The 26,107-nt window shown below is 66.2% G+C and carries 23 protein-coding genes and 1 tRNA gene; 9 read left to right on the top strand and 15 right to left on the bottom strand.

Going from position 1 to position 26,107, the window contains the following annotated elements; genetic code table 11:
- Positions 1–22 precede the first annotated feature (22 nt).
- The 3 genes from ACZ46K_RS09410 to ACZ46K_RS09400 all read left to right on the top strand — a co-directional run bounded on the left by ACZ46K_RS09410 (position 23) and on the right by ACZ46K_RS09400 (position 3,488).
- Positions 23–808: a dienelactone hydrolase family protein gene (locus ACZ46K_RS09410; protein ID WP_464747838.1), complete on the top strand. Its 786-nt coding sequence runs from the start codon at positions 23–25 to the stop codon at positions 806–808.
- 73 nt (positions 809–881) lie between these two features.
- Positions 882–1,235, top strand: coding sequence for a PLDc N-terminal domain-containing protein (locus ACZ46K_RS09405; protein WP_464747836.1), 354 nt, complete (start codon positions 882–884; stop codon positions 1,233–1,235).
- Positions 1,236–1,316: 81 nt separating this feature from the next.
- The gene (locus ACZ46K_RS09400) at positions 1,317–3,488 is read left to right on the top strand and encodes a copper-transporting P-type ATPase (RefSeq protein WP_464747834.1); all 2,172 of its coding nucleotides are present in this window, start codon (positions 1,317–1,319) and stop codon (positions 3,486–3,488) included.
- A 3-nt stretch (positions 3,489–3,491) separates the two neighbouring features.
- On the opposite strand, the gene ACZ46K_RS09395 is transcribed toward ACZ46K_RS09400, so the two are convergent.
- The 12 genes from ACZ46K_RS09395 to ACZ46K_RS09340 all read right to left on the bottom strand — a co-directional run bounded on the left by ACZ46K_RS09395 (position 3,492) and on the right by ACZ46K_RS09340 (position 15,753).
- A complete protein-coding gene (locus ACZ46K_RS09395) occupies positions 3,492–4,286 on the bottom strand; it encodes an inositol monophosphatase family protein (RefSeq protein WP_054806128.1) in 795 nt (264 codons plus the stop codon).
- Between the two features lie 33 nt (positions 4,287–4,319).
- Complete coding sequence (phnE, locus tag ACZ46K_RS09390; RefSeq protein WP_464747832.1) at positions 4,320–6,038, bottom strand: phosphonate ABC transporter, permease protein PhnE; 1,719 nt, start codon at positions 6,036–6,038, stop codon at positions 4,320–4,322.
- Complete coding sequence (phnC, locus tag ACZ46K_RS09385; RefSeq protein WP_054809960.1) at positions 6,035–6,865, bottom strand: phosphonate ABC transporter ATP-binding protein; 831 nt, start codon at positions 6,863–6,865, stop codon at positions 6,035–6,037. Before phnC ends, phnE begins: the two co-directional genes overlap by 4 nt.
- Before the next feature lie 28 nt (positions 6,866–6,893).
- Positions 6,894–7,859, bottom strand: a complete 966-nt coding sequence (locus tag ACZ46K_RS09380; RefSeq protein WP_464747830.1) for a phosphate/phosphite/phosphonate ABC transporter substrate-binding protein — start codon at positions 7,857–7,859, stop codon at positions 6,894–6,896.
- A 214-nt stretch (positions 7,860–8,073) separates the two neighbouring features.
- Entirely contained in the window at positions 8,074–9,303 is a 1,230-nt protein-coding gene (locus ACZ46K_RS09375; protein WP_054807459.1) for an alpha-D-ribose 1-methylphosphonate 5-triphosphate diphosphatase, read from the bottom strand.
- A complete protein-coding gene (locus ACZ46K_RS09370; RefSeq protein ID WP_054807460.1) occupies positions 9,300–10,052 on the bottom strand; it encodes a phosphonate C-P lyase system protein PhnL in 753 nt (250 codons plus the stop codon). Before ACZ46K_RS09370 ends, ACZ46K_RS09375 begins: the two co-directional genes overlap by 4 nt.
- Before the next feature lie 2 nt (positions 10,053–10,054).
- Positions 10,055–11,908 carry an alpha-D-ribose 1-methylphosphonate 5-phosphate C-P-lyase PhnJ gene (locus ACZ46K_RS09365; protein WP_464747828.1) on the bottom strand — a complete coding sequence of 618 codons (1,854 nt, stop codon included), beginning with the start codon at positions 11,906–11,908 and terminating at the stop codon, positions 10,055–10,057.
- The gene (locus ACZ46K_RS09360) at positions 11,908–13,017 is read right to left on the bottom strand and encodes a carbon-phosphorus lyase complex subunit PhnI (protein WP_464747826.1); all 1,110 of its coding nucleotides are present in this window, start codon (positions 13,015–13,017) and stop codon (positions 11,908–11,910) included. The genes ACZ46K_RS09365 and ACZ46K_RS09360 overlap by 1 nt, the downstream gene beginning before the upstream one ends.
- 1 nt (position 13,018) lies before the next feature.
- On the bottom strand, positions 13,019–13,621 hold the full coding sequence (gene phnH, locus ACZ46K_RS09355; protein ID WP_464747824.1) for a phosphonate C-P lyase system protein PhnH: 603 nt from the start codon (positions 13,619–13,621) through the stop codon (positions 13,019–13,021).
- A complete protein-coding gene (locus ACZ46K_RS09350) occupies positions 13,618–14,055 on the bottom strand; it encodes a phosphonate C-P lyase system protein PhnG (protein WP_464747821.1) in 438 nt (145 codons plus the stop codon). The genes phnH and ACZ46K_RS09350 overlap by 4 nt, the downstream gene beginning before the upstream one ends.
- Positions 14,052–14,801, bottom strand: coding sequence for a GntR family transcriptional regulator (locus ACZ46K_RS09345; RefSeq protein ID WP_054809686.1), 750 nt, complete (start codon positions 14,799–14,801; stop codon positions 14,052–14,054). Before ACZ46K_RS09345 ends, ACZ46K_RS09350 begins: the two co-directional genes overlap by 4 nt.
- 667 nt (positions 14,802–15,468) lie before the next feature.
- Complete coding sequence (locus tag ACZ46K_RS09340) at positions 15,469–15,753, bottom strand: Rdx family protein (protein WP_054805281.1); 285 nt, start codon at positions 15,751–15,753, stop codon at positions 15,469–15,471.
- Positions 15,754–16,058: 305 nt separating this feature from the next.
- On the opposite strand from ACZ46K_RS09340, the gene ACZ46K_RS09335 reads away from it, so the two are divergent.
- Genes ACZ46K_RS09335 through ACZ46K_RS09320 form a run of 4 tightly spaced genes read left to right on the top strand, consistent with a single transcriptional unit; the run spans position 16,059 to position 22,622 of the window.
- Positions 16,059–18,062 carry a hypothetical protein gene (locus ACZ46K_RS09335; RefSeq protein WP_464747819.1) on the top strand — a complete coding sequence of 668 codons (2,004 nt, stop codon included), beginning with the start codon at positions 16,059–16,061 and terminating at the stop codon, positions 18,060–18,062.
- Positions 18,063–18,067: 5 nt separating this feature from the next.
- Positions 18,068–19,540 carry a hypothetical protein gene (locus ACZ46K_RS09330; protein WP_464747817.1) on the top strand — a complete coding sequence of 491 codons (1,473 nt, stop codon included), beginning with the start codon at positions 18,068–18,070 and terminating at the stop codon, positions 19,538–19,540.
- A complete protein-coding gene (locus ACZ46K_RS09325) occupies positions 19,525–20,994 on the top strand; it encodes a glycosyltransferase (RefSeq protein ID WP_464747815.1) in 1,470 nt (489 codons plus the stop codon). The genes ACZ46K_RS09330 and ACZ46K_RS09325 overlap by 16 nt, the downstream gene beginning before the upstream one ends.
- Entirely contained in the window at positions 20,991–22,622 is a 1,632-nt protein-coding gene (locus ACZ46K_RS09320; protein WP_464747813.1) for an ArnT family glycosyltransferase, read from the top strand. The genes ACZ46K_RS09325 and ACZ46K_RS09320 overlap by 4 nt, the downstream gene beginning before the upstream one ends.
- 10 nt (positions 22,623–22,632) lie before the next feature.
- Here the strand turns inward: ACZ46K_RS09320 and ACZ46K_RS09315 are convergent, their stop codons facing one another.
- The 3 genes from ACZ46K_RS09315 to ACZ46K_RS09305 are packed head-to-tail and all read right to left on the bottom strand — an operon-like array spanning position 22,633 to position 24,981.
- The gene (locus ACZ46K_RS09315; protein ID WP_464747811.1) at positions 22,633–23,694 is read right to left on the bottom strand and encodes a glycoside hydrolase 5 family protein; all 1,062 of its coding nucleotides are present in this window, start codon (positions 23,692–23,694) and stop codon (positions 22,633–22,635) included.
- Positions 23,695–23,734: 40 nt separating this feature from the next.
- Positions 23,735–24,325 carry a dCTP deaminase gene (dcd, locus tag ACZ46K_RS09310; RefSeq protein ID WP_054719007.1) on the bottom strand — a complete coding sequence of 197 codons (591 nt, stop codon included), beginning with the start codon at positions 24,323–24,325 and terminating at the stop codon, positions 23,735–23,737.
- A gap of 32 nt (positions 24,326–24,357) precedes the next feature.
- Entirely contained in the window at positions 24,358–24,981 is a 624-nt protein-coding gene (locus ACZ46K_RS09305; RefSeq protein WP_054805286.1) for a hypothetical protein, read from the bottom strand.
- 88 nt (positions 24,982–25,069) lie between these two features.
- Here ACZ46K_RS09305 and ACZ46K_RS09300 point away from each other — a divergent pair, with 88 nt between their 5' ends.
- Both ACZ46K_RS09300 and ACZ46K_RS09295 read left to right on the top strand, forming a co-directional pair.
- The gene (locus ACZ46K_RS09300; RefSeq protein ID WP_054805280.1) at positions 25,070–25,891 is read left to right on the top strand and encodes an oxygenase MpaB family protein; all 822 of its coding nucleotides are present in this window, start codon (positions 25,070–25,072) and stop codon (positions 25,889–25,891) included.
- Between the two features lie 84 nt (positions 25,892–25,975).
- Positions 25,976–26,049: transfer RNA gene (locus tag ACZ46K_RS09295), tRNA-Gly, on the top strand.
- The last annotated feature ends 58 nt before the right edge of the window (positions 26,050–26,107 follow it).

Raw genomic sequence — 26,107 nt, 5'->3', positions numbered from 1 at the left:
ATAGCGAGAAGGATTGCCCAGTATGTGTTTCGACGTCACAGCCAAGCCTCCCGCCATTCCCGCTGAGCTGCTGAAGAACCCGAGCAGAACATGGACGGAGGAGCTGATCCTCGACGGTGCGCAAGCCACGTTCCAGGCGTTCATCGCGCAGGCCGACGCACCCTCTGGTCCAGCGGTCGTGGTTCTTCCCGACATCCGGGGCCTGTTCGAGTACTACAAGCGGCTCGCCGTCGCGTTCGCCGAAGCCGGACATCACGCCATCGCGATCGACTACTTCGGACGCACGGCTGGAACCGGCGACCGCAGCGACGACTTCGACCAGATGGCGCACATCAAGCAGACGACACCGGAGGACATCCGCGCCGACGCGGCTGTCGCGCTCGCCCACCTTCGCTCCCGCACGGGGACTGACGAGGTGGTCACTGTCGGATTCTGTTTCGGCGGTTCGCAGTCGTATCTGGCGACCACGGACAGCAGTCTCAGGCTCGCCGGCGCGATCGCGTTCTACGGCGGATTGGACGCAACTCGTCTGGGCGTCTACCCGGATCCGGCGTCGAAGGCACCGGAGATGACCGGCCCGATCCTCGCTCTCTACGGCGGCGCCGACCCGTCCATCCCGGCGGAACTGGTGCAGAATTTCGATCGCGCGCTGAACGAAGCCGGGGTGGAGCACGAATTCGTCACCTACCCGGGCGCACCGCATTCGTTCTTCGACCGGAAACAAGGCGAATTCGAGCGGGACTGCGACGACGCGTGGGCTCGCGTTCTCGGGTTCCTCGACCGGATCAGCTCGAAGCCGGCAGCGTAGACATAGAGCGCTCAGCCCCGGTGGTCACCCACCAGGGCTGAGAGCCCTGTCTCGGAGCTGCTAGCTTGCGGAGATGCCATACCTCGGATTGATCATCACCTTGCTGTGGCTGGGCTGCCTCGTCGACGTGATCTGCTCCGACGAGGACCGGGTCCGGCACCTACCCAAACTCCTGTGGCTGATGGTCGTGCTTCTCCTGCCGCTGTTCGGATCGCTGCTCTGGCTGGTGCTCGGCCGGCCCCAAGGTGTCGCGGAGATTCTGGCGTCGAAGTCTGCTCCCCAGTACTCGCGACCCACCCGTCCCGTCGTGGATCCCGAGAACGACGAGGACTTCCAGCGCCGTTTCCGCGCACGCGTCGAACAACAGCGGCGGGCCGCGCAAGAACAGCGCCAGCGCGACGAAGGCAACGAGAGCGACACTGCCTGACGCTCCTCGCTCGAACTCGTCGATGCGGAGGGCATCGCGGCACCATCTTGACGCCATACCCCCCAGGGGTATTGTGGGGTCATGGCCGAGCACAGTCATCAACACCACCACGCCGAGCACCGCGAGGTGTCCGATGAGGCTGCGGAATACACCTGTCCGATGCATCCGGAGGTCCGGCAACAAGGACCGGGTTCCTGCCCGATCTGCGGCATGGCCCTCGAACCCGTGGTGGTGACAGCCGACACCGGCGCCAGCCACGAACTCGCCGACATGACGAAGCGGTTCTGGGTCGCGCTCATCCTCTCCGTCCCGGTGTTCGTCCTCGAGATGGGTTCGCACCTGTTCCCCGCGCTCCACGACGTCGTACCGCCCAGGGTGTCGACGTGGATCCAGCTCGTCCTCGCCACTCCGGTCGTGTTGTGGGCCGGATGGCCGTTCTTCGTCCGCGGCTGGAATTCGATCCGCACCCGGTCGCTCAACATGTTCACGCTCATCGCAATGGGCACCGGCGTCGCCTGGGTGTACAGCGTGGTCGCGACACTCGCGCCCGGCATCTTCCCCGACGAGTTCCGTCAGATGGACGGCTCCGTCGCCGTGTACTTCGAGGCCGCCGCCGTGATCACCACCCTGGTGTTGCTCGGCCAGGTTCTCGAACTCCGCGCGCGTGAGCAGACGTCCGGCGCGATCAGGTCACTGCTCGACCTCGCACCGAAAACCGGCCGCCGCATCGACGACGACGGCACCGAACGCGACATCCCCCTCGAGCACATCCACATCGGAGATCGCCTGCGGGTACGTCCCGGCGAGAAGGTTCCGGTCGACGGTACCGTCGTCGACGGCCGCTCGTCCGTCGACGAAGCGATGGTCACGGGCGAATCGATGCCGATCACCAAGCAGACCGGCGACAACGTCATCGGCGGCACGGTCAACGGGACCGGCAGCCTCGTCATCCGCGCCGAGCAGGTCGGCAGCGACACAGTGCTCTCGCGGATCGTCGCGATGGTCGCCGAGGCGCAGCGCACACGCGCACCGATCCAACGACTCGTCGACGTCGTCGCATCGTGGTTCGTCCCCGCCGTCATCGCGATCGCCGTCATCGCGTTCATCGTGTGGGCTCTCGTCGGCCCGTCGCCGGCGCTCACCTACGCGTTGGTGGTCGCCGTGTCGGTGCTGATCATCGCGTGCCCATGTGCCCTCGGGCTGGCGACTCCGATGTCGATCATGGTCGGTGTGGGACGCGGCGCCGGGCTCGGCGTGCTGATCAAGAACGCCGAAGCCCTCGAACGGATGGAGAAGGTCGACACGCTGGTCATCGACAAGACCGGCACCCTCACCGAGGGCCGGCCCACGGTCACCGAGATCGTCGCGGCCGACGGTCACACCGACAGCGAGATCCTGCGGTTGGCCGCGGGCGTCGAACGTGGCTCCGAGCATCCCCTCGCGATCGCGATCGTCGACGCAGCCGAACACACCGGCATCTCCCTCCCCGAGGTCACAGACTTCGATTCGCCCGTCGGTCGCGGTGTGGTCGGTGTGGTCGAGGGTCGGCGCGTGACCATCGGCAACGCGTCGTACCTGCAGGACGAGGGTGTCGACACGCACTCATTGCGCGAACGCGCCGACGATCTGCGGCGTGACGGCGCCACCGCGATCTACGTCGGTGTCGACAAGGCGGTGGCCGGTGTGCTGGCCATCGCCGACCCTGTCAAGAACACCACCGCGGCGGCACTCGAGGAACTGCGCGCCGACGGCATCACCGTCGTCATGCTCACCGGCGACAACCGCACCACCGCCGAAGCAGTGGGTCGCAAGCTCGGTATCGACCGCGTCGAAGCCGAGGTGCTTCCCGACGGCAAGAGCGACGTGGTCCAGCGGCTCCGCGACGAAGGTCGGGTGGTCGCGATGGCCGGCGACGGTGTCAACGACGCACCCGCCCTCGCCGCCGCCGACGTAGGCATCGCGATGAGCACCGGCACCGACGTCGCGATCGAGAGTGCGGGCATCACGTTGCTCCACGGCGACCTCACCGGCATCGCACGTGCACGCGCGCTGTCGGAGGCGACGATGAGCAACATCCGCCAGAATCTCGTGTTCGCATTCGTCTACAACGCGGCCGGTATTCCGCTCGCCGCCGGAGTTCTCTATCCTGCGTTCGGGATCCTGCTCTCGCCCATCGTAGCGGCCGCTGCGATGGCGCTGTCGTCGGTGAGCGTCATCGGGAACGCACTACGCCTGCGCGCAAAGAAATTCTGACCGTCATCCCTGGATGGCGTCGCGCAGTTCGGCGGCGAGATCCGGTGTGGCAGCGACGATTCCACTCCACCGCTTGGTGAGATCGGTGCCGAACTCGATGGGGCGGTCGTATGCGTCGATCACCGCTCCCCCGGATGCCTCGACCTGCACGACCGCTGCAGCGATGTCCATCAAGCGGTGGGTGTCGCTGCCGGCGTCGACGAACGCATCAGTGGATCCGGTCGCGACGAACACCGACTCGAGGGTGCTGCAACTGAGAATGCGAATGCGAGTGGCCTTCTCCGCGACACGCCACCACGCATCGCGGTTGCGTTCGTGCGGACGGAGCATCGAGACCGCAGCCGACGACAACGAGGTGCATCCGCTCGTTCGGAACACCGAGCTGGTGCGCGACGCCCACCAGGTCTCTCCTGTGTGCAGCCAGGTCGTCGACGCTTCGGTGAACTCGCCGTCGATCACCACCGCAGCACTGAAGCATGCCAACGGGATTCCCGCAGCGGCATTGGCGGAGCCGTCGACGGGATCGACGACGAGGGTGATGGCCGAGCCGACATCGACCCAGCCGCGTTCCTCCGACAGCACATTCGCACCCGCTACCGTTGCGGCAGAGATGATGGCATCCTCGACGAGGACATCGATGAACATGGCCGGAGTGCCGTCGGCACCTTCCATCGCGATCGACTTCAGCTTCTCCCGCGAGTATTTCGCGACGGCGTCGCGGTAGGCGGTGAGGGCAGCATCGGACGCGGCGGTGAGCATGCGGCCGGCAGTGGTGGTGGCGGACTCGGTGAGGTTCATTCGGTTACTCCATTCGGTCGAAATGGCCAGGAATCAGGACACGACCTTGCGGACCCAGATGGCCAGGCCCTCCACGATCATGACCACCACGAAGATCATCAGCACGATCATGGTGACCACGTCGAACTGCATGACGCGGGCCGCGTTCATCAGGTAGAAGCCCAGTCCTCCTGCGCCGACGACACCGAGCAGTGTGGCGGCGCGGATGTTGGTGTCGAGCTGATAGAAGAGGTGCGCGATGATCGCGGGCCCCGATTGCCGCACCGTCGCGGCGATGAGGACCTGCATGCGCGTCGCGCCACCGGCCACCACCGCCTGCTGCACACGTATGTCGGTTTCCTCCACGGAGTCGGCAATCAGTTTGCTGAGCAACCCGATTGCACCCACCGACAGTGCAATTGCGCCGGCTGTGGCACCGAGACCGGTGACGACGATGACAATGATCGCGAGAATCAGATCGGGGATGCCGCGCACGATCACAATGAAGATGCGGAATCCCTTTGCGATGCCAGGGGACGGCGCGACGTTCCGGGCCGCGAGCAGACCGACGGGGATCGCGACGATCAGGCCGATCAGAGTTGCTGCGAGAGCGATCTGCAGCGTGACGATCAGCTGTTTCCACAGTTCGTCGCCGATGCCACCGGTACCGGGAGGGAAGAACAGCGAGAGGGTGTTCCCCATCGAGCCGATACCCTCGGCCATGCGGGAGAAGTCGAGGTTCGCGGCCCAGGTGGACACCAGAAGGGCGAGCACGAACAGCGCGACGTAGGAGCTGCGGACGATGCGCTCCCCCGTCCAGGGCGGACTGATGCGATACCTGCCGTCGGAAGTGCGCAGTGCAGTGGGGGCCTGCTTCTCACCCGGCTCGCGATCCACCCAGCCGCCCTGAGCATTCGAGACACGGTCGCGGAGACGCGAGAACAGGCCACGCCGCGCGGGGGCCTTGTCACCGAGCACCATCCTGCGCAGGGCGCCGGAGATCAGTTCCACGATGACGCACAGGGCGACGATGAACAACGCCAGCGCCATACCGCGCTGATAGTTCATGGTGCGCAGCGCACTCGACAATTCGAGACCGATGCCACTGACACCGACGTAGCCGAGGATGACGGAGGCGCGCAGGTTGATGTCGAACCGGTGCAGGGCCGTGGCGACGACCGCCGGCATGATCTGCGGCAGCACGCCGCCGGTGATCTGCTGCCACCACGTCGCACCGGCGGCCCGCAATGCGTCGCGCGGGCCGGGATCGGTGTCTTCGATCGCGTCGGCGTACAGCTTGCCGATCATGCCGATCGAGTGGATGCCCAGGGCGAGGATGCCGCCGATCGCTCCGAGGCCGAACAGGCGCAGGAACAGGATCGCCAGCACCAGTTCGGGAATGGCGCGGGTGACGACGATGATGGTGCGGGCAGGGATCCGCAGCACCGCGCGGGGCGCGGTGTTGCGGGCGGCGCCCAGCGCGACGGGGATGCTCAGCACCACAGCCAGCACGGTGGCGAGCAGCACGATGCCCAGGGTCTGGCCGGTCATCGCGGCAAGTTCACCGAGGGGCGGGAAGTCGAGGGGGAAGATCCTCGACAGGAAATCGGCCGCATTGCCGATACTGTCGATGATCGTCGCGACGTTGATCTTCAGTGATGCGATCGACCAGAGCGCCGCCGCGAACAGCCCGAACAGGATGACCTGCACACTGATGGTCTGCCACGTGGGGCGTGGGAGTGTCCTGGCAGGCGGTGGGGTGGTGATCGTCATCGGTTCGCGGCGGCCCGCGCGGACACGACCGGTTCGACGGCGGAGTAGATGCTCATGGTTTCACTCCGGTCGATCGTCGACACGGGCTTGTCGAGCACGACCTGCCCGTGTCGCAGGCCCACGAGGCGGTGCCCCCACGACAGTGCGAGATCGACCTGATGGAGGCTGCACAGCACCGTCAGGTTGTCTTCGGACGCGATCTGCGAGATCAGCGCCATCACCTGTGCCGACGATTCGGGATCAAGCGATGCGACCGGCTCGTCGGCGAGGAGGATCTTCGGCTTCTGGATGAGTGCGCGCGCCACCGCGACACGCTGCTGCTGTCCGCCGGAGAGGGTGTCCGCCCGCTGGAACGGCCGGTCTGCGAGACCGACACGGTCGAGCTGCTCCATGGCCGCCAGGCGCACTGCCTTCGGATACATCATGAGACCGAACCGTGGCCCGCGCAGCGAGCCGAGGGCACCGGAACACACGTTCTCCAGCACCGACATGTTGCCGACGAGGTGGAACTGCTGGAACACGAATCCCACTTTGCGGCGCAACTCCCGCAGTTCGCGTCCGCGGGCAGAGCCGACATCGCGCCCGAGAACTGTCACCGCACCCGAGGTGGGTAGATGCAGGCCGTCGAGCAGACGCAGAAGCGTCGACTTGCCCGACCCCGACAGGCCCAGCAGCGCAACTACTTCACCGGGATAGACCGTCAGCGACACGTCGTCGAGCGCGCGGAGATCCGGTGCGAACACCTTGCTCACGTGGTCGAGGTCGATCGTGGGCCGGAGAATCTTGTCGATGGATGCGCCGAGGCGCGCATGGTCGGGGTCGGTCATGTCGGACTCCAGGTGTCGAAGGGTCGGGTCAGCTGGCGCAGGAAGGGGACTGCGTGATCTCGCAGACCTTGCGGACCCCGTCGTAGAAGTCGTCGGTGACGGGGATGAATCCGTACTCGGTGCCCTCGGGGAGCTTGCACTCCTCTTCGCTGGCGCAGTAGCCTGCCTCGACGAGCGCCGGACGGTTGAGCTTGGTCGCGTAGATGTCGGTGAGCTGGTCGATGAGATCCTGTGGCAGCGTGGTCAGTACAGCCGAGGGGCTGGCCGCGATCGTCTCGGACTCCCAGATCACGTCGAGATCTCCTTCGGCGAGATCGCCCTTCTCGACGAGGGTTTCGGTGATCATCGTGTCGAACGCGAATCCGGCGTCGCACTGGCCGCTCTTGACCGCGAGGGCAGATGCGTCGTGGCCGCCCGCGAAGATCGGGGTGACATCCGTGGCGGGGTCGACGCCGGCCTCGAGCAGGCCCGCCGACGGGTAGAGATAACCGGAGGTGGAGGTGGGGTCGACGAAGCACACCGTCTTACCGCGGAAGTCCTCGAGCGAACGGATGTCGGATCCCGCGGGAACGATCGCGTACGACTTGTAACCGGGTTCCTCATCGGGGCTGTCGGCGAACACGCCCAGTGGCTGCACCGGCACGCCGCCGTCCTTCGCCGTGGCGTAGGAGAACGGACCGTAGTGGCCGATATGCACCTTGCCGGCGCGCTGGGCCTCGATGACGGCCGCGTAGTCGGTGGCGTTCTGGAACTCGACGGGGATACCGGTCTCGTCTTCGATGACCTGCTGGACCAGGGCGAACTCCTGCTGCAGGCTCGTGCTGTCTTCGCTCGGGATGGAGGCGAGAACCAGGGTCTCGGGGGCACCTCCACTTCCGGCCGCCCCTGTCGTCGAGGTGTCCTCATCGGCGCTGGAGCCACACGCAGACAGAGCCAGCGCGACGGCGGCGGCCACGGCGACCGCAGACCAAGTACGGGAAGAAGAATTACGCATGAGAGGAAAACTCCTTGTCGAACACGCAGAAGCGAGTCGTGGGGCACGAGGGGTCGACACCTCATCGGCATCGTTGGGTCAAGACTGTCTGTACGGTGCATCGGATTCCCCAACCCGAGGTGAACTTCCGACCTCGAACGGAAGACGTTCGCGAGGGCATGTCCGACCAATACTTACGAGACCGGCCCCACGCCAATGGCGTGGGGCCGTGAATTCAGGATGCGCGCAGGACCGCGCGGGTCACCGGGTGACCGTGCTCGAACGAGACGAGGACGAGGTCGGCGCGCTGACCGGTGCTCAGGGCACCCCGGTCGGCGAGCCCTACTGCCGTCGCCGGGCCACTCGTGACGAGTGACACGGCAGCCGGCAACGTCATGCATCCGTCGGCAAGGGAGAACGCCGCACCGAGCAGCGACGACGGCAGATAGTCCGATGCCAGCGCCGTCACCAGTCCCAGCGCGGCAAGTTCACCGGCAGAGACATTGCCCGAGTGGGAGCGTCCACGTAGTACGTTCGGACCGCCCATCACCACGGACATGCCGCGGTCACGCGCTTCCCGCGCCGCCTCGACGGTCGTGGGGAACTCTGCGACGTTGCCTCCGCGTGCGGCCAGATCCGCGATCTCGACGGCCGATTCGGGATCGTGCCCGAAGACTCGGGCCAGACCGCTGCGGGACTGCTCTGCGAGCCAACCCATCGTCTCGTCGCGGACACCGGCGTTGGCCTCGCGCTCGGACGCCAGACCGTCCACCACCTTGCGTGCATCCTCCACCGAGATGCCGCGTACGCCGGCGATGTGGTTCTCGTAGTAGGTTCGGTCGGCATATTGGCCGATCCCCGGCGTGTGGTCCTCGTGGGAGATCACCGCAGGTGTCGCGGTGGAGACGACACCTACCGCTACCAGACGGTCGAATTCCTCCCGCATGGCCTTGAATCCGGCTGCGGACCGCACGTCGAGGCGATGCAGGACTCGGTGGTCGACGAGTCGTGCGTCGGTGTCGCGGGTGCTCCATTCCTCGATGGACTCACACATCTGCTGCGCGACATGGACGCTGCGTCCCGTCGTCGCGGTGGCGCGGTCGGAGAACGATGCACCATGGAACACGGTCGTCACACCCGCCGCACGCACCTTGCCCTCGAACGACATGAGCGAGAACGCCCATGGCAGTTCGACTCCCGGTCGCGGGAGTCGCTCCTTCTCGAGGCCGTCGGAGTGCAAGTCCACCAGGCCCGGCAGACACAGGAGGCCGCCGCCGTCCACGTCGGGTCGAACTCCGGGAGTGGACGGTCCCACTTCCTCGATCCTGCCGTCACGCACGACGATGCGCGCATCCTCGAGAATTCGGTCCGGCAGCACCGCCCGGACATGCCCGACCACATAGTTGAGCGGCGCGGACTGCAGTGTCCACGAGTCGGTGGTCGGCACGGTCTCTGTTCCGGTCATGCTGCCTTCCCTAACACATCTGTAGCGGAACCGATTCGGGCAATGTGGCCGTCAGCGAACTGCACGACACGTGTCGCGAGGCGGTGCATGGCATCGAGATCGTGGAACACTGCGAGCACCGCGACCCCGGACGCCGACAGCGACGCGATCAGTTCGAGTGCACGCTCCCGGTTGACCGGGTCGAGGGCCGACACCGGCTCGTCGAGCAGGAGCAGTCGCGGTGGGTGGACGGTGCCGGCAGCGATGTTCACCCGCTGACGTTCACCACCCGAGAGCACACTGCAGTCGACGTCCCACAGTGCTTCGTCGAGCGAGAGTCGCTGCAGTGCTTCGGCAGCGGCGTCGCGGGCATCGGCACGGTTCATTCCGCGGCGGCGAGCGGACGCCGCGACCACCTCCAGAGGTGCTGTGCGCGGCGGCGCCGACAGAAACTGCGACACGTAGCCGAGTTCGCGCCCCCGCAGCCGGGCCATTTCCCGGTCGGACAGCTCGGTGAGTTCGACGGGTCCGCCGTCGGTGTGCAGCACGACCGATCCCGCGTCGGGCAGGTAGCTGCGGTGCACGCAGCGCAGGAAGCTCGACTTACCTGCACCGGACGGCCCCGCGAGCGCGACGTGTTCGCCGCGCCCGACCTCGAGGTCGACGCCGTGCAGCGATGTGACGGTGCGGCCGTCGATGGTGTGGAGAGTAAAGGATTTTCGCAGGTCGCGGACCGTGAGGACCGGATCTGCTGTGGTGGGCTCGGACATGGTCACCTCCGGGCGGCTGCAACGAGCCGCTGAGTGTAGGGGTGGTGGGGGTCCTGGAACAGCTGGTCGGTCAGGCCCGTCTCGACGACGCGCCCGACGTTCATCACCAGCGTGCGATCGGTGAGTGCTTCGATGACCGAGAAGTCGTGGCTGACGACCACTGCCGCGGTGTCACGTTCAGCCAGCAGATTGCGCAGCAGGTCGAGTACGCCGGCGGCGACCGACGCGTCGAGGCCCGTGGTGGGTTCGTCGAGCAGCAGCACCCGCGGATCGGTGGCGAGGGCCTTCGCGATCTGCACGCGCTGGCGCATACCGCCCGAGAAGGTGTGGACAGGATCGTCCATACGCTCGAGGGGAACCTCGACCTTCTCGAGCAGATACGCTGCGCGGTCGCGGATCTCGTAGTAGTTGCGCCACCCGGCGGCGGTGAGACGTTCCGCGATGTTGCCGCCCGCGGAGACCGTCATCGTCAGCCCGTCGGCAGGATTCTGGTGCACGAGGCCGAGCGTGTCGATGCGCAGCGCACGGCGTTCGGTGTCGGCGAGGGTGAACACGTCGGTGGTGCCGCCGCCTACGGTGGTCAGGAACATCGAGCCGTTCGTCGCCTTGTCGTCGCCGATCAAGCAGCGCAGCACGGTGGACTTGCCCGAGCCGGACTCGCCGATCAGGCCGAGCGCCTCACCGGGTGCGACGTCGAAGCTGACATCCCACGCGGCAACAACGGCGCCGGTGGCCGGGCTGATCGCGGTGCCGGTCTCGGGACCGGTTCCCGGGACGGCCTCCGCGCCGCCGGGCCCGTGCACCTTGCCGACGTCCCGCACGGCGAGGGTCCAGCCGTCTGGATGCGCGGGCACAGGTCGGTCGGTGAGCTCCGCCGGATCGCGGCGGGTCACCGCGTTCGCGGCGCGGACACGGCGCTGCGGGTCGGGCAGGAACTGCATCGGGGCGTGCGCACTGTGGAGCGTCTCGTCGATGTCGGCGTCGACGACGCGAGTGCACCACTCGACGTCGCTGCACATCATGCGCCCGGGCGACGCCTCGACCAGGAACGTGTCGGACGAACCGCAGCGCACACAGATCTGGTCGTCGCTGCCCTCGACCTCGAACGGGACATCGTCGAACGTGAGCGGCTGCACCGGGGTGTAGGGCGGCACCGCGAAGATGCGCTTCTCACGCCCGGCACCGAGCAGGGTCAGATGCGGTGAATTGTCCAGGCGCGGAACGTCCCACCGCGGGATCGGCGACGTGATCATCACGTACCGGCCGTCGACGAGCACCGGGTAGCCGGTGGTCTTGGTGATGACGCCGTTGCGGACGAGGTCCTCGTAGAGGCTGACCCACATCATCGAGTAGTCGGCCTCGGCGTGCATACGCGCACACTCGGTGACCGATTTCTGCACGGCACGAAGGGGTTCCGAGTTGGGGACCTGCAGCACGAGGATCTGATCCTCGGTCATCGGCTCCTCCGGGATGCGGTGCCGTGACTGAATGATCGTCGACTCGCGGGTGTCCTTGGAGGAAGCGCACTTCTCGCTCGACTCGATCAGGCGTCGCAAGTTCGTGGCGTTGACGCCGTCGTCGTCGCCCTGATCGATGACCTTGACGACATCGGCACCGCCGACGACGCCGAGCGTGACCTGCAGGCCGCCGGAGCCCCAGCCGCGGGCGACGGGCATCTCGCGGGAACCGAACGGGGTCAGGTAGCCGGGCACGCACACCGCAGTCAGTGTCGCGCGGCGAATCTCGCGTTTGGATCCTTCGTCGAGGATCCCGCGCTCGCGGGTGGCGGCGTCGATCGCGTCGAGGGTGTGGGTGACGCGCGAGCCGGTGTCGCGGGTGGTGAGCAGGTCGGTCATCAGCAGGTCCTTCCGAGAGGTTCGGTGTTGCGGTCCGCGGCGTCGCCGGCGCCGGCCTGCACGGCGATCTTCCGGTCGATCATCGAGCGGAAGGTGACGTAGTGCGGAAGCTTGAGGTGTTCGAGGAAGCCACAGGAATCGAGGCCGTCGGTGGTGAGCAGCAGGGTCTGCTCGAGACCGCCGGTGTCGCCGAATCGGCGGCACGCGATGTCGAGGTTGGCCATCGCGATGGCCTTGCGCTCGTTGTGGCCGAAGCACAATCCGTAGCCGATGTCGAAGCGGCCACGATCCTCGTCGGGGCCGTTGAGATCTTCGATTGCCTCGCACTCGGTGACACGAATATCACCGACAGAAAACGCATTTCCCGTGTGTGGGTGACGGATGCGCACCGGGACGCGGCCGTGTCGCACCTCACCGAGGGTGACCTCGTGCAGGTTGCCTTCGGTGCCGCGGATCGAGCGGTACCAGGTACCGATCAATGAACCGGTCTCGGCGCGTGCCATCGATGCGAGCACCGCCGAGCGGGGCGCCGGGGGTGCGGCGGGGTGACGGGAGATGTCGAACGGCTCGGGGTCGGAGCCGTCGGCCGGCCGACTGTCGGCGAGCAGGTCCATCTCGCGCAACAGTTCCGAGAAACGCTTCGGATGGCGTTCGGCGTCGGTGCGGTCCGGGGTGGGGGCCTCGTCGATGACGGTAGGCGGCACGGGGTCGTCGTCGCGGACGAGCATGCGGCCGGTGTAATCGCTGGTGCGGCCGAGCAACTGCGGACCGTCCGGGGTGCGCCACGCCGGCACGATGCGGCGCAGCACTGTCATCTCGTCGGGGTCGACGGGTTCGCTGACTGCCAGTCGCGGCAGTGTCGACTGGTGGGCTCGGACGAGGTGCGTGGCCTCGATGACGTCGCCTTCCGCCTGGCGGAGTGCATCGGCGGCGGTCTCGGGGTCGTAGAGCGACCCTTCACCCATCACACGGTCGACGGCGAGGCGCATGCGGCCCGTGATCTGTTCGGTGGTCAGGCGCGGTGAGTTGTCGGCTTCACGCGCGGTGCGGACGAGGCTTTCGGCGGCGAGGATCGCATCCAGTCCGCCGCGGGCTCCGGAATATCCCATGTCAGTTCTCCTGTGCGGTGCTCGAACGCGGGGTGCTCATACGAGTGGTGCGCGACAACCCGAGAACGGTGCCGTCGTCTGCGACCAGCAGAATGTCGATGCCGGCGGGAAAGTCGGCGACGGCGTCGTTGCGGGCGCTGCGCAGCGCGTCGGGGAATCCGAGCGGGGCGATGATTTCGGTGCCGTTCACGCCGGGACCGGAAATTTCGGCGGATGTTCCGCCGTCGAGGGACGGAACCGAGCAGATCACGATCGCGGCAGATTCCGGCGACAGCGCGGTTCCGCGTGTGGCAGAAAGCAGTTCATCGGTGGCGATGGGACGAAGTGCGGTGACGTATTTCGCCTGGCCGAGGGCCGCAACGGGGGCGCCGGTCGCGACCGTGAGCACCTCGCGCCAGTCGGAGCCGTCTTCGAGCACGGCGACACCGGTCTCCAGGTCGGCGAGGGCGAGCGCGGGCAGCAGCGCGGGTGGGAAGTCCGTCGACGGCAACGCCTGCGGCAGGCCCGGACGACTGAACGCCTGGAGCATCGCGCGGTAGACCTGCTGTGCAGCAACGGGATCGAGACCGATCCCGATGACCTTGTCGGTGGCGGCGGTGGTCACGTCAGCTCCTCGAATTGAACGATGGTGGGGGCGATGTGCGACCATTCCTCGGCGTCGGCGCGACCGAGCTCGGCTTCCATGCGAGCGCACAGGTCGAGCACGTGGCCGGAGTTCGGGCGGCCCGCGGCGACCTCGGCGTCACACACGGCGGCGGCGAGTACCGCGGCGCGGTCGTCGCCCATGCGCATGGCCCAGCCGCGGGTGCCGTCGAGCCGCACTTCCGCGTGGCACGCCAGGACGTTGCCGAGGAAGAAGCGGACATGGCCGATCGGTTCACGAACCTGGGTCGCGATGCACCCGATCTCCGGGGTGGTCAGGACAGTCAGTGGCGCACCGTCGGCCAGGCACACGTCGGCTGTGCCCACCAGATCCTGTTCGGGTGCCACGGCGAGCAGCTCGGCGAGCCGCTCCCTGCTGTAGGTGTGGGGCGTCATCGGTCTTCCTTCACGGGTTTCGATACGGGAGTCTGTTCGCCGATCTCCATGACCACTCGGATCATGTCGGCGCGCATCCACGCGGTGCTGTAAGTGACGGCAACGCCGGTCTCGGCGTCGCGGTTGATGCTCTCGATGACCCACACCGGGGCGACGTAGGACATCTCGAGGACTTTGCTCGTCTCCGGGGACGGCAGTTCCATAGCGGTGCGGCACCACGACCGCACCACATCGAATCTGCCCATCTGGCGCAGGAGTTCGTCGAGCGACTCCTCGACACGCATGGCGGAGCCGAGTTCGGCGATCGCCTCGCATGTCACCCATTCCTCACCCAACGCGGCCACGTGGTCGTCGACGTAGCGCAGGCGACGCATGTAGTGCGCGGGGGTGCCGGGAACGACGCCGAGCTGCTGCGCGTGGTGTGCGGGGATCGGCCGGATCTCCGACAGCAGCACCGCCGAGCGCGGAACTGCTCCGGCCGCTTCGACGGTGCGGTGCCACGACGGCCGCTTCTCCTTGGACACGACGTAGTCGATGCGGCGGTTGACGTAGGTGCCCGAGCCGCGGAGCCTGCGGACGAGTCCGCGACGCTCGAGCTCTTGGACCGCCGAGCGGGCAGATGCCCGTCCCACGCCGAACCGTGCCATCAGCTCGTGCTCGCTCGCGAGTTTGGTGCCCGGTTCCAGCTGTGCGATCTCGTCGGCCAGTTCGCCGGCGATCTTGTGGTAGCCGTTGCGCGTCGTCACGCCACAGACAGTGGCCCACCGAGTTGTATGGGCAACTTCGCTGTAGGTAACGGGAATGGAAACACAGCTGAACGACTGGCTCAGTTGTTCGCGCCGATGATGCAAGCACGAATGGTTATGGTGCTAAATATCATTTCGGCATCGGAAGTGGACGGGGTCGGCCACGCTCCCATACAGTGGCGCCCGTCGCCTTGACGCGACGCTTCTTCCTGGAAGTCCTCCCCGACACAGGAGATGCAGTTCAGGGCCCCGCCGGCTCCTCCCCTCAATTCGCCGGCGGGGCTCCCCTACCAGCCGCCCGGTCTCCCCGAAGACCTGCGCAGCGGCCCGGTCCAGAACCTCCCCGACTCCGAATCGACCTCTGGCGACGACTGCCGTTCGACCATAGAACAATCTGCTCACTCGCGTGCACTGAATAGCATCATCGTTCGTCGAATGCGCGAAGACGACACCTCGGCCCCATCGGCGGCGTGTAGACGACTGCGTCGCACTCCCGGCAGGCGTGCGTGCGATGCCTGTCGCCGCATTCGCACACCTGCGAACCCACCAGCACCCTGTTCGCACCGAGCGCGTGGCCGTTCGGGCAGCGCGAGGGTGCGGGCTCGGCCCATCCGGATGCCACGCGATACAGCTTCACTACTCGATCATACGTTCGAACTTGCGAACGCTACTTGCGATCGGCGTGCCCGAGGTCGCGCGCGGGGTCCACGATGTCGCGTACGCGCTGCTTGAGAGTGACGATGTCAGGAAATCCACCGTCCGCCTTACGGTCCCACACCTCGATGCCATCGACCTCGACATGGAAGACTCCCCCGGTCCCCGGCACGAGCGCAACCTCGGAGAGGTCGGTACCGAAGGTGTTGAGCAATTCCTGCGCCATCCACCCCGCACGCAGCAGCCACTGACATTGGGTGCAGTAGGCGATGGTCACGCGAGGCCCGGTAGCGGTCATGGAGGCGAGATTATCGCGAAAGAAGGAAGCCCCGCCGATCGTGGTGGGGATCGGCGGGGCTTCGACGCGGGCCGGAGATGGGGGGTTACCGACCCGCGTGGTCGTCCTCGCAGGGGGGACAGGAGGACGACGCGATTTCGAGTCTATCGACCAAGATTGCTACTCGCGAGTATTGCCGAGAAACTATCCGATCGGGTAGGTACGACGCCCGGTCTGCGTGGAGTGCCCGAAACCGGGTCACCAACCGGAAACAAGATCGCTCACTCGCACAGCGGACCGCGCGCCGGTCTGCTTGGGTGGCACTTGTGACGGCTGACAACACCAGCGGGTTCCTCATGCGCCTCGCCCTCGCGACCGTGATGGCGACGATGACTCTCTGCGCTGCCCCAAGTCTCGCGTTCGCACAGGACCCGGCCACCCCGGAATCGGACACGGCGAGAGACTCGCCCGCGCCCGGCACCGAGACGGTCGGTATCGAACGGCTCGGCTTCGGCGACGCGATCGGGTTCCGCGGCCACTCGGACATCGTCACGCTCACCGTGCCTGTCCCCGACGGGCTTCGACCGGAAGCCCTTGACGCCACGATCGAGTTGCCCGCGAACGTCGCGCGCGGCTCGATCGACATCGAATCCGACGGACGCCTCCTGGGGCGGGTCGACATTCGACCGGAGGATACCGCCGTGCCCGTCTCACTCCCACTCGGTGCAGCGGAGGTCGAGAACCGGCAGGCGGTGGTATCGCTGCGGCTGAACCTCTACGCCGTGGACAACATCTGTCCCGAGGATTGGGACACCCGATCGATCACCCTCCGCGACGGAGTGGTCCGCTACGCGGGAACACCTGCCGACCCGACCGTGGTTGCAGACTTCCTTCCCCCCGTCCTCGAGCGGCTCGACGTGTATCTGCCCGCGGAACCCAGCGCCGTCGAATCCGATACCGCGATCGGCCTCACCGCCTCGGTCACCGCCCGCTACACCGGACACCCACCGGCCGTCGAGGTCCGCGAGACTCCGCCGAACGGCATCCCTCCGGCCGCGGAGAACCCTTTCGTTCGACAGATCGTGGTCACCGAAACCGACGATGCCGCCAGGGGCACCGAACTGGGGGCTGTTCCAGGTGGCCCACCCGCCCTGTACCTGCGGGGCGACAGGGAAGGCCTCGCGACCCAGGCCCGCATCCTCACGTCACTGCTGTCCGACCTGGCAGTCTCCACCGAGGTCTCCGTGGGAACGATCACCGCACCTCCCCAACTCAGCCGCGACATCACCACCCTCGACGACCTCGGTATCGGCGGGCAGACAACGACGTCGGTGGGAGTCGCCGAAGTCAGGCTGTATCTCGACCAGGCGCGGTTCGGGCGGCCGGTCGGCAACCTTGAACTCGACCTGGCAGGGTCGTACACACCACTTCCCGACACCGAAGGCGGACTCCTCACGGTCGGGGCAGGTGATACCGTCCTCGATTCGTGGGCTGCCGATTCCAGCGGCATCATCGACCGCACCATCACCGTTCCCGCAACAGCCATGCAACGATCCACCGAATTGACGGTCTCGCTCCGCACCACCGGAGGTCAGCGCCAGTGCGGAATCGAGCATCCGGTCACCCTGATGGTCGATGGCGATACCCACGTCTCCAGCACGATCGCCGACCCACCCGCACCGGACGGGTTCGCATCGCTCCCCCAGACACTCATGCCGCAGGTCGACGTCGCCGCGACCGGCACCGGGATCGTCGACACGGCACGCGCCGTCGACATCATCGCCGGCCTGCAGTCGTTGAGCCCGGCACAGCTCGACACCGAATGGGTGCCCTTGGACGAGGTCCTGGGATCGCCGAGACCCGCAGTGATCGTCGCGGCCGACGGGAGCCTTCCCGACGACCTGCCGTTACGACTCACTCGGACCGAGGACCGTCGTTTCGAGCTGGCCGGCGCGGAAGGCGCGTCCACGAGTCTGACATTCGGCACGGAAGTCTCCTACGCGTCCATGCAGGTGATCCGCGACAACGACCGCACCGTCCTCGTCGCCACGTCCACCGGGGTACCCGCAGAACTCGACCGCACTCTGACTTGGCTGGCCGCCGACCCCGAACGGTGGCCCGATCTCACCGGACACGTGCTGTTCACCACCGACGGTCGCGACCCCGTCACGCTCTCCGACCCTCGTGGGGACGTCCTTGCAGCGCCCGAGGAAGGGATGTCTGCGCCCGTGGTCTGGACAGTCGTGGGTGTCGGAGTGCTCGTCGCCGTCGGCGTCGCCGGGGGAACGGTACTGATGGTGCTGCGCCGTAACCGGCAGAGGCCTCGGTGACGGTCGTGACGACGACACTCACGCCGCCCCGGCGAGGCGCGGCGTATCCGTTCGTCCGCACGTCCGTCCGATGGGTAATGATCGTCGCGGCGACACTCGTCGCGTTCCACTCGACTTGGCTCAAGCTCTTCTACGAGCTCCGGGCAGGCACAACCGGTGGTTTCGTACTGATCGTTCCCCCACTCGCCGCACTCGTGGCGGTCGGCATCACCCACCGGCGCAGAAACGAACTGCCGATCCACGACAGGCAGACGGACACGATCGTTGCCACCCTCCTGTTTGCGGTGTCGCTCGCGATCAAAGCACTACTGATGCCCCGATATGCCCCCACTTACCAGCTCATGCACCTGGATGTCCTGGCCGCATGGGTGTTCGTATGCGGGGCCTGCGTGGCGATGTTCGGGCTGCGCACCACCTCGAGGTACTGGCTCGCATGGCTGATGCTTTTCCTCACCTCGCCGATCCTGTACCGACTGCTCCTGGTCCAACTGGGTGGCACGAAGTTCGCCGCGGGGATACTGACGCTGCTCCTCGCAGCTGCGGCCGCCGGCCTCGCGACACGTACCTCGCACACACGGGGCCTCATCGTCGGCGTCCTCACCTTCACGATCGGAGTCGCTGCCCTGACAGCGATCTCCGTGCTCCAGCCCGGCGCACCGATCGGCCTCTTCCAGTACGCCCCCACATTGGCCGCACTGCTCGTCGGCGCCGGCGCGTACCTGCTCCGATTCCGCGGACCGGCTCCGCGCGCGCTACCACCGAACCCGGTCAAACCGGCGCAGGCGGCCAGCGCTGCCCTGTACATCGTCCCGGTCTCGCTCGCACTCGCATTCGTGCCGCTTCCCGACCAAGGACTCACGCCGGTCTCCCCCGGGCCCCCTCCGTCCGGCACCATCACACAGGCGGTTCCGCGCGGATGGAATCAGATCAATTCGGTCGACTACGACTGGCCCCGATCCTATTTCGGGAACACCGCACTCCTCCGACGTCAGACGATCCGCGCCGACGACTCCCGCGCCGACTGGGACGCGTTACTCCGCCCGCGCACCGTCGCCCTACAGACCCTGCAGGTCCGGCGCTCCGGTGTGCTCGAGGTCTATCCCACGCAGACGATGTACAACATCGGCAGCGCGCGCGTGAGCGCGAAGAGCTATATCGATCTCGGACACGGCGTCACCGCGGAGTACTTCACGGTCGTCGACGACGACTTGCTGGTCACCTGGAACCTCCTCAGCTTCGTGTGGACCCGCGCCGACGACGTGGCGCAGCGCGTCAGTCTGCTGACCGTCGACAACCACGAATTCGATGCCGAATTTCCGCAACCCGAACCGAACTCGGTCGCCAACATCCGTACCCTCCTGAGGGTCCTGCTTCGCGGCAATGCCGCGGTGTCCGACACCGCCCCCGAGGACAAGGATCGGGAAATGCTCACCGAGATCGGACGTGACCTGGTGGAGACACAATGGCGAGGAGTGTGAGCACGCGGCCCGTCGTGCCTCCGGAAGGAACCGAAGCGCACGACGAATACACGCGCGCGGCACTGCACGACGCGGTGTTCGGGCTGCGCGAGCGTAGCCCGGTGTCGTCGGCCTCGGTCGCGTTCACCCCGGTGCAGAAATGGATCGGACTGTCGCTGCTTGCGACCCTCGTGGTGGCACTCGTCGTCGTGACGAAACCCGCGCTGATCGTCGTGACCACCGTGTGCACGCTCGGTTACATCGCGACCCTCGCCGACCGGCTCCTACTGTTCTCCCGAGGCCTTGCCCGTGATGCGTTGCTGATTGTCAGCGACGAAGAAGCCCTCGCGCTCACCGACGACCAACTCCCCCCGTACACGGTGCTGGTACCCGCCTACAACGAGCCGGAGGTCGTGGGTGACCTCGTCGCGGCGATGGACGCGCTCGACTATCCCGACGACAAACTTCAGGTACTGCTGTTGCTCGAAGAGGACGACGCCGTCACCATCGAAGCGGCCGAAGCCGCCGGATTGGGGGCGAGCGTAGAGATCCTGAAAGTGCCCGCCGCGGACCCGCGCACCAAACCCAAGGCCTGCAACTACGGGCTGCACTTCACCACTGGCGAGATCGTCACCATCTTCGACGCCGAGGACCTTCCGGACCCCCTGCAACTGCGGCGGGTGATCGTCGCGTTCGACCGCGTCGGTGACGACGTCGCCTGTGTCCAGGCGAAATTGGCCTTCCACAACGGTTCGCAGAACATGCTCACCGGATGGTTCACCGCCGACTACGCCCTGTGGTTCAACTTCATCCTGCCCGGGCTGATGTCCTCACACTCGCCGATTCCGCTGGGCGGCACCTCCAACCACATCCGGCGCACCGTGTTCGACGACATCGGGGCGTGGGACCCGTACAACGTGACAGAGGACGCCGACCTCGGTGTTCGTATCGCAGAGTCCGGTTACCGCACCGCAGTTCTCGATTCCACTACTCTCGAAGAGGCCAACAGCGACCCGATCAACTGGGTCCGGCAGCGATCCCGCTGGTACAAGGGCTACCTCCAGACCTGGCTCGTGCACATGCGCCGCCCCGTCCGGCTGTGGCGGGCCATCGGTACCGTCGGGATGCTGCGCTTCACCACGCTGCTTGCCGGAACACCGATCATCGCGTGCCTGAACATGGTGTTCTGGCTGACCACCGTCTCGTGGCTTCTCGGGCAGCCTCACATCATCGAGGAGATCTTCCCGGCGTACGTGTACTTTCCGGCTCTGATATCGCTGGTGTTCGGCAATGCCGCCGTGCTCTACATGAATCTGATCGCATGCCGGGAAACATCGAATTCGGCGTTGTGGTGGCCGTGCCTGACGGTGCCGATCTACTGGCTGCTCATGTCGATCGCAGCCATCAAGGGCACATATCAGCTGATCCGCAATCCCTCCTACTGGGAGAAGACCTTCCATGGGCTGACCTCATGACACCCCGGGCAGCGCGGGTGTTCTGGGCGACGTGCGCGCTCTACGTCGCGGTAGGCCTGTGGTTGGCCCTCGAAGTCCGGTATTACCAGGGCGATTCACTGAGCCGGGTTTCTGCTGCACGAACGGTGTTTTTCTCCCGCGACCCGCACCTTGCGGCCATCGGATTCGTGTTCACTCCACTCACGGCGATCGGCCAACTTCCGCTGGTCGCGTTGTCGGGATGGTTCCCCGACCTCACGCGCTTCGGAATCACCGCCGTCACAATGTCGGCGCCGTTCATGGCGGGCGCGGTCGTGCAGGTCCACAAACTGGCCTGTGACCGGGGGTGCGCGACGTGGCTCGTGTGGACGGTGACGGTACTGTTCGCCCTCAATCCGATGATCGTCTATTACGGCGCGAACGGGATGAGTGAGGCACCCTTCCTGATGTTGCTGTGCTGGGCGGTCCGTCGGCTGATCCGCTGGTCCAGTACCGACGACGTTCACGACCTGGCCTTCGCCGGTGTCGCCATCGGCATCGCATACCTGGCGCGCTACGACGCACTCGCTGTCGGGGGCGCCGCCACGGTGTTCGTGATGATCGTCGCCCGGTGGCGGACTCGCACCTCGACCCCGCGCAGCGGGCACCCGCCGATTCTCGACGGGATCCTGTTCGCGTCGCCGATCGTGCTGTCGTTTGTCGTGTTCGCTGCGACCAGCTGGCTCATCACGGGCGACGCGCTCGCACAGTTCTCGTCGTCGTACGGCAACGCAGCAATTCTCGAGCAGAGCGGTGGCGGATCGACAGATGGACTGTCCGCGATAGCGTTCTCTGTTGCCGAAGTGGCTGTGCTGGGGCCGGCGCTGCCGCTGTTGATTCCCGTCGTGGCGGTGCTCGCGTGGCGGCGCCGCGATCTCGAGCCCCTCGTTCCCTTCGTCGTGTTCGGGGCGGTGCTCGCCTTTGCCGCGGTTTCGTACCTGCGCGGCATGACTTTTCCATTCCTACGCTTCTACCTGTGTGCGGTACCACTTCTTGCCGTATGGGTCATCCAACTGGCGCCACGCCGCGGGCAGTTCGGGTCGCGCAGACCGGGCGCGCACGCCGTTCCTCGTCGCACCGACGACCGCGGTCTCGCTCCGCTCGGTGCTGCGCTGCTCGCGCTGGGTCTGCCGATCACATTCGTGGCAATGCTCGACCCGAACCTGTCGCAGGAACAGCACGCCTTGCGTACCGTGTTGTTTCCCGCCTCCCAGCCCACGTCGGAGCTGCGGATACAGCAGGAGCGGGTGGTGGCGTCGTTTTCCACCGAACGTAGGCTCGCGCAACACCTCGACGATCAGAACCTGCCCGCCGGGTCGGTGCTCATGGACACCGTGTACGGATTCGCCGTCATCACCGCGACCGACAGGCCCGACACCTACGTCGTCCCGTCCGACGCCGACTTCACCGAGATACTGAACCACCCGGCCCGGTTCGGGGTCCGATATATCCTCACCGTGCCCAACGAGGGACGAGGAACATCCGACGCCGTCAACCGGCGCTACCCGACGATCTTCGAAACCGGCAGTGAAATCGCCACTCTCGAACTGGAGATACCCAACGACGGCGACAACCAGCCGACGTGGCGGCTCTGGCGGGTCAACAGCTGACAATCACCGCTCATCCGGGCGTCGTGTGTCGAGCGAGGACCTGCCGCAGCGGATCGTCGGGACCTATATCGAAACTGCAGTCCGTGGGACGGGGGTCGGGCACGTACGCCCACATCAGCGCCCCCGCCGTCCCGAGTTCCCGGTAGTGGGTGAGCCTTTCGTCGACGATATCGGCACGTTCATCCAGTGTGCGGCAGCTTCCGGCCTCGATCCCGACCTCCCCGACGAGCATCGGCTTGTCGGTCTCCGCCAGACGCAGCGCGAGGAATCGGCCGTCGTCGTAGTCGTGGTACTGCGCGACGTCGACGGACGGAGACCCCACCACGATCACGAATCCGTCTCCTGCAGTGCCACATTGATTTCCGCCGATCGTCCCCAAAGTGATCGGGTGATCTCGGTCGTTGTCGCGCACGATGCGCCCCGCTTCGTCGGTCCACCTCCTCAGGATGATGGCCGCATCGGGAGGGCACTGCCGTCGCTCGAGTGAGCAGTCGCCGTCCGGACACATGGCCGCCTCGGGCTCTCCGAGCAGTTCCCACATGGCGAGTGCGGGTGAATCACGCCAGCGTTCTACGGACTTCGTCAGCCAATCCTCGTAGCTCAGCGAGTGCCCGTCCTGGACCTGCCGCCAACCGTCGACATACCAATCGCGCTGTTTGTATCCACCCGCGTCGCAATCGCTGTCCTGTGGCGCCAGCACCGGCACGACGAGCTGATTGTGACGTGCGGCCGCATCGAACACTGCGTCGATCGCTGTGAAATCGACCGTCCCGGTGTCCCGATGGATGGCGTGCGATTGGAACGCGTCGAAGCGCGTCAGCGAATTCGGGGGCAACGAGGCGAAGAAGTCGTCCAGGTCGACCTGCGCTCCGCATCCCTCGTTGAGCGACCAGTCGGTGGCCAGCTGATAGGCGTTCATGCCGGTGGGCCACCACGGTCGGCCGTCGAGCAGAAGGTCGTCGCCGGCGACCGCGACCTGCGATAGCGACTCCGGAGGGGACGGTCGCGGGGAGGTGTCCTGCGCACACGATGCCACCAACAGCAGGCAAGCGACGAGCACTGCAAGGCGCATCCACTGACCGTAACCGACGCGTGCGCCGATGCTGTCCGATTCAGCTGGGACGCGCGTCGGGATGCTCGTGCACGAAATTCAGGTACGCCTTCGACGGCGTCGGCCCGCGCTGCCCCTGGTACTTCGATCCCACCTTCGCGCTGCCATACGGATGCTCGGCGGGGCTCGTCAACCGGAACAGGCACAGCTGACCGATCTTCATCCCCGGCCACAACGTGATCGGCAGGTTCGCGACGTTCGACAGTTCGAGGGTGATGTGCCCGTCGAAGCCCGGGTCGATGAAGCCGGCCGTCGAGTGTGTGAGCAGACCGAGGCGCCCGAGAGACGACTTGCCCTCGAGCCGTCCTGCGAGATCCGACGGCAGCGAGCACCGTTCCATCGTCGACCCGAGGACGAACTCCCCCGGGTGCAGCACGAATGACTCGTTCCGGGGAACCTCCACCAGCGAGGTGAGCTCGTCCTGCTGTTTTGCTGGGTCGATGTGGGTGTAGCGGGTGTTGTTGAAGACGCGGAACAGACTGTCCAGGCGCACATCGACGCTCGACGGCTGCACCAGGTCCGGGTCGTAGGGATCGATCCCCAGATGTCCGGAGGCGATCTGGGCGCGGATGTCGCGATCGGAGAGCAGCACGGGTAGAGGTTAACAACCTCGCTCGCGCGGCCTCAGGCCCTGTTCAGATGGGCGGCCATCGCGACGAGCAGTTCGGTGCATTCCTCGACGACCTCCTCCTGGCTCAACGGTACGGTTTCGTCGAGCCACGAGGTGAGCGCCTGTGCGAGACCACCGACGACATAGTGGGCGGCGAGATCGAGGCGCGGGCTGGGTTTGACCTCGTAGAAGTTTTCGGCCTGCATCATCACCAGACCCGCGAACATGCGGGTGGACTCGAGTCGACGCTTCGCGAGCTGGGGGTTGGCCTGACTCACGGAGAACAGCATGCGACCGAGCCGGGGGTCCTCCGCGATCTCGTGCACGATGTTCCCGACGCAGGCTCGGACGACCGCACGATCTTCGCGTGGCGCCTCGGCGATCGCCGCGAGTGTGCTTTCGGCGATGCGCTGGACCACGTAGTCGTACACCGCGCCGGTGAGTTCGTCGCGGTCGGCGAAGCTCTCGTAGAAGTAGCGCGATGCGAGGCCGGCGCGTTTGCAGACTCCGCGGACGGACAGCGTCGGTTCGCCGTCGGCGGCGCCGAGCAGGTCGAGACCGGCGTCGATCAGCTTGGCCCTTCGGTCGGCCAATCGTTCCTCGCCCGCGCGTCCACCGTAGATCCGTCCTGTCGCCATGCTGCCCATCATCTCAGCAACAGTCCTTTACGCCCGACTTACATCTGAGTACAGTCGTAGTCAATTAGCGCCAGGAAGGGAACTCGAGATGACAACGATCGAAAAACCCGCAGGTCTCGACGACGCGATGGACGGCATCGGCCTCGCCGCAGGTGCCGCGAACATCATCATGCAGTTGTCGTGGCCGGGTGTCGGATACGGCGTCTACGAAAGCCGCGTCGAGTCGGGTCGTCTCTTCGATCACCCGTACAAGCGCAGCCGCACCACGCTCAGCTACCTCGCCGTCGCCGCGAAAGGCACCGACGACGAGAAGCGACTCTTCCGCAACGGCGTGAACAAGGCACACGCACAGGTGCGCTCGACGGGGGCAAGCCCGGTCGAATACAACGCGTTCGATCCAGAACTCCAGCTCTGGGTCGCCGCGTGCATCTACCGTGGCTTCGAGGACGTTCACCGCGCGCTGTACGGGCCGATCCCCGCACACGCCATCGACTACTTCTATCAGCGCGGCGCGACTTTCGGCACGACCCTTCAGGTCAAACCCGACATGTGGCCGGCCGACCGCGAACTGTTCGAGGAGTACTGGAACGACAGTCTCGCCAAGGTTCGGATCGACGACGTCATCCGCGAACATCTGCTCTCCATCGCGCGGATGGAGTTCCTACCCAAGCCCGTGTCGCTGGTGGCGGGACCGATCAACATGTTCTTCACCGCAGGGTTCCTGCCGCAACGGTTCCGCGACGAGATGCTGCTGTCGTGGACACCCCGCGACCAACGCCGATTCGACCGCATCATGCGCGCAATCGGCAAGGTCAACAAGCAACTTCCGATTGCGGTCCGCGAAGCGCCGTACCGACTACTCCTGGCCGACATGCGGTGGCGGATCAAGACCGGACGCGCGCTGGTGTAGCGGTGTGCGGTGGCGCTCGGAGAGTCTGCTAAAGTTTGCTCCAGCGTGGGCCGGAGCCGGTGAGAATCGGCAAAAGCCCAGCGTGCCGATGTAGTTCAATGGTAGAACATCAGCTTCCCAAGCTGAATACGCGGGTTCGATTCCCGTCATCGGCTCCATCATTTCAACAGGTAGAGGGCGTTCCCATTCACGGGAGCGCCCTTCTTCATTCCCGGA

The sequence above is a fragment of the Rhodococcus sp. JCM 9793 genome (genome assembly GCF_055380405.1).
This window is presented reverse-complemented; position numbering and strand designations above follow the sequence as displayed.

What these genes read in the sequence shown, in the direction of transcription:
- ACZ46K_RS09395 (WP_054806128.1), bottom strand. Translation starts at nt 4,286, where the DNA reads ATGAACCTCACCGAGTCCGCCACCACCACTGCCGGCCGCATGCTCACC.
- ACZ46K_RS09380 (WP_464747830.1), bottom strand. Translation starts at nt 7,859, where the DNA reads ATGCGTAATTCTTCTTCCCGTACTTGGTCTGCGGTCGCCGTGGCCGCC.
- ACZ46K_RS09305 (WP_054805286.1), bottom strand. Translation starts at nt 24,981, where the DNA reads ATGGCGACAGGACGGATCTACGGTGGACGCGCGGGCGAGGAACGATTG.
- ACZ46K_RS09365 (WP_464747828.1), bottom strand. Translation starts at nt 11,908, where the DNA reads ATGACCGACCTGCTCACCACCCGCGACACCGGCTCGCGCGTCACCCAC.
- ACZ46K_RS09375 (WP_054807459.1), bottom strand. Translation starts at nt 9,303, where the DNA reads ATGACCGGAACAGAGACCGTGCCGACCACCGACTCGTGGACACTGCAG.
- ACZ46K_RS09360 (WP_464747826.1), bottom strand. Translation starts at nt 13,017, where the DNA reads ATGGGATATTCCGGAGCCCGCGGCGGACTGGATGCGATCCTCGCCGCC.
- ACZ46K_RS09340 (WP_054805281.1), bottom strand. Translation starts at nt 15,753, where the DNA reads ATGACCGCTACCGGGCCTCGCGTGACCATCGCCTACTGCACCCAATGT.
- ACZ46K_RS09320 (WP_464747813.1), top strand. Translation starts at nt 20,991, where the DNA reads ATGACACCCCGGGCAGCGCGGGTGTTCTGGGCGACGTGCGCGCTCTAC.
- ACZ46K_RS09300 (WP_054805280.1), top strand. Translation starts at nt 25,070, where the DNA reads ATGACAACGATCGAAAAACCCGCAGGTCTCGACGACGCGATGGACGGC.
- ACZ46K_RS09400 (WP_464747834.1), top strand. Translation starts at nt 1,317, where the DNA reads ATGGCCGAGCACAGTCATCAACACCACCACGCCGAGCACCGCGAGGTG.
- ACZ46K_RS09350 (WP_464747821.1), bottom strand. Translation starts at nt 14,055, where the DNA reads ATGACGCCCCACACCTACAGCAGGGAGCGGCTCGCCGAGCTGCTCGCC.
- ACZ46K_RS09405 (WP_464747836.1), top strand. Translation starts at nt 882, where the DNA reads ATGCCATACCTCGGATTGATCATCACCTTGCTGTGGCTGGGCTGCCTC.
- ACZ46K_RS09315 (WP_464747811.1), bottom strand. Translation starts at nt 23,694, where the DNA reads ATGCGCCTTGCAGTGCTCGTCGCTTGCCTGCTGTTGGTGGCATCGTGT.
- ACZ46K_RS09370 (WP_054807460.1), bottom strand. Translation starts at nt 10,052, where the DNA reads ATGTCCGAGCCCACCACAGCAGATCCGGTCCTCACGGTCCGCGACCTG.
- phnE (WP_464747832.1), bottom strand. Translation starts at nt 6,038, where the DNA reads ATGACGATCACCACCCCACCGCCTGCCAGGACACTCCCACGCCCCACG.
- ACZ46K_RS09410 (WP_464747838.1), top strand. Translation starts at nt 23, where the DNA reads ATGTGTTTCGACGTCACAGCCAAGCCTCCCGCCATTCCCGCTGAGCTG.
- ACZ46K_RS09325 (WP_464747815.1), top strand. Translation starts at nt 19,525, where the DNA reads ATGGCGAGGAGTGTGAGCACGCGGCCCGTCGTGCCTCCGGAAGGAACC.
- phnC (WP_054809960.1), bottom strand. Translation starts at nt 6,865, where the DNA reads ATGACCGACCCCGACCATGCGCGCCTCGGCGCATCCATCGACAAGATT.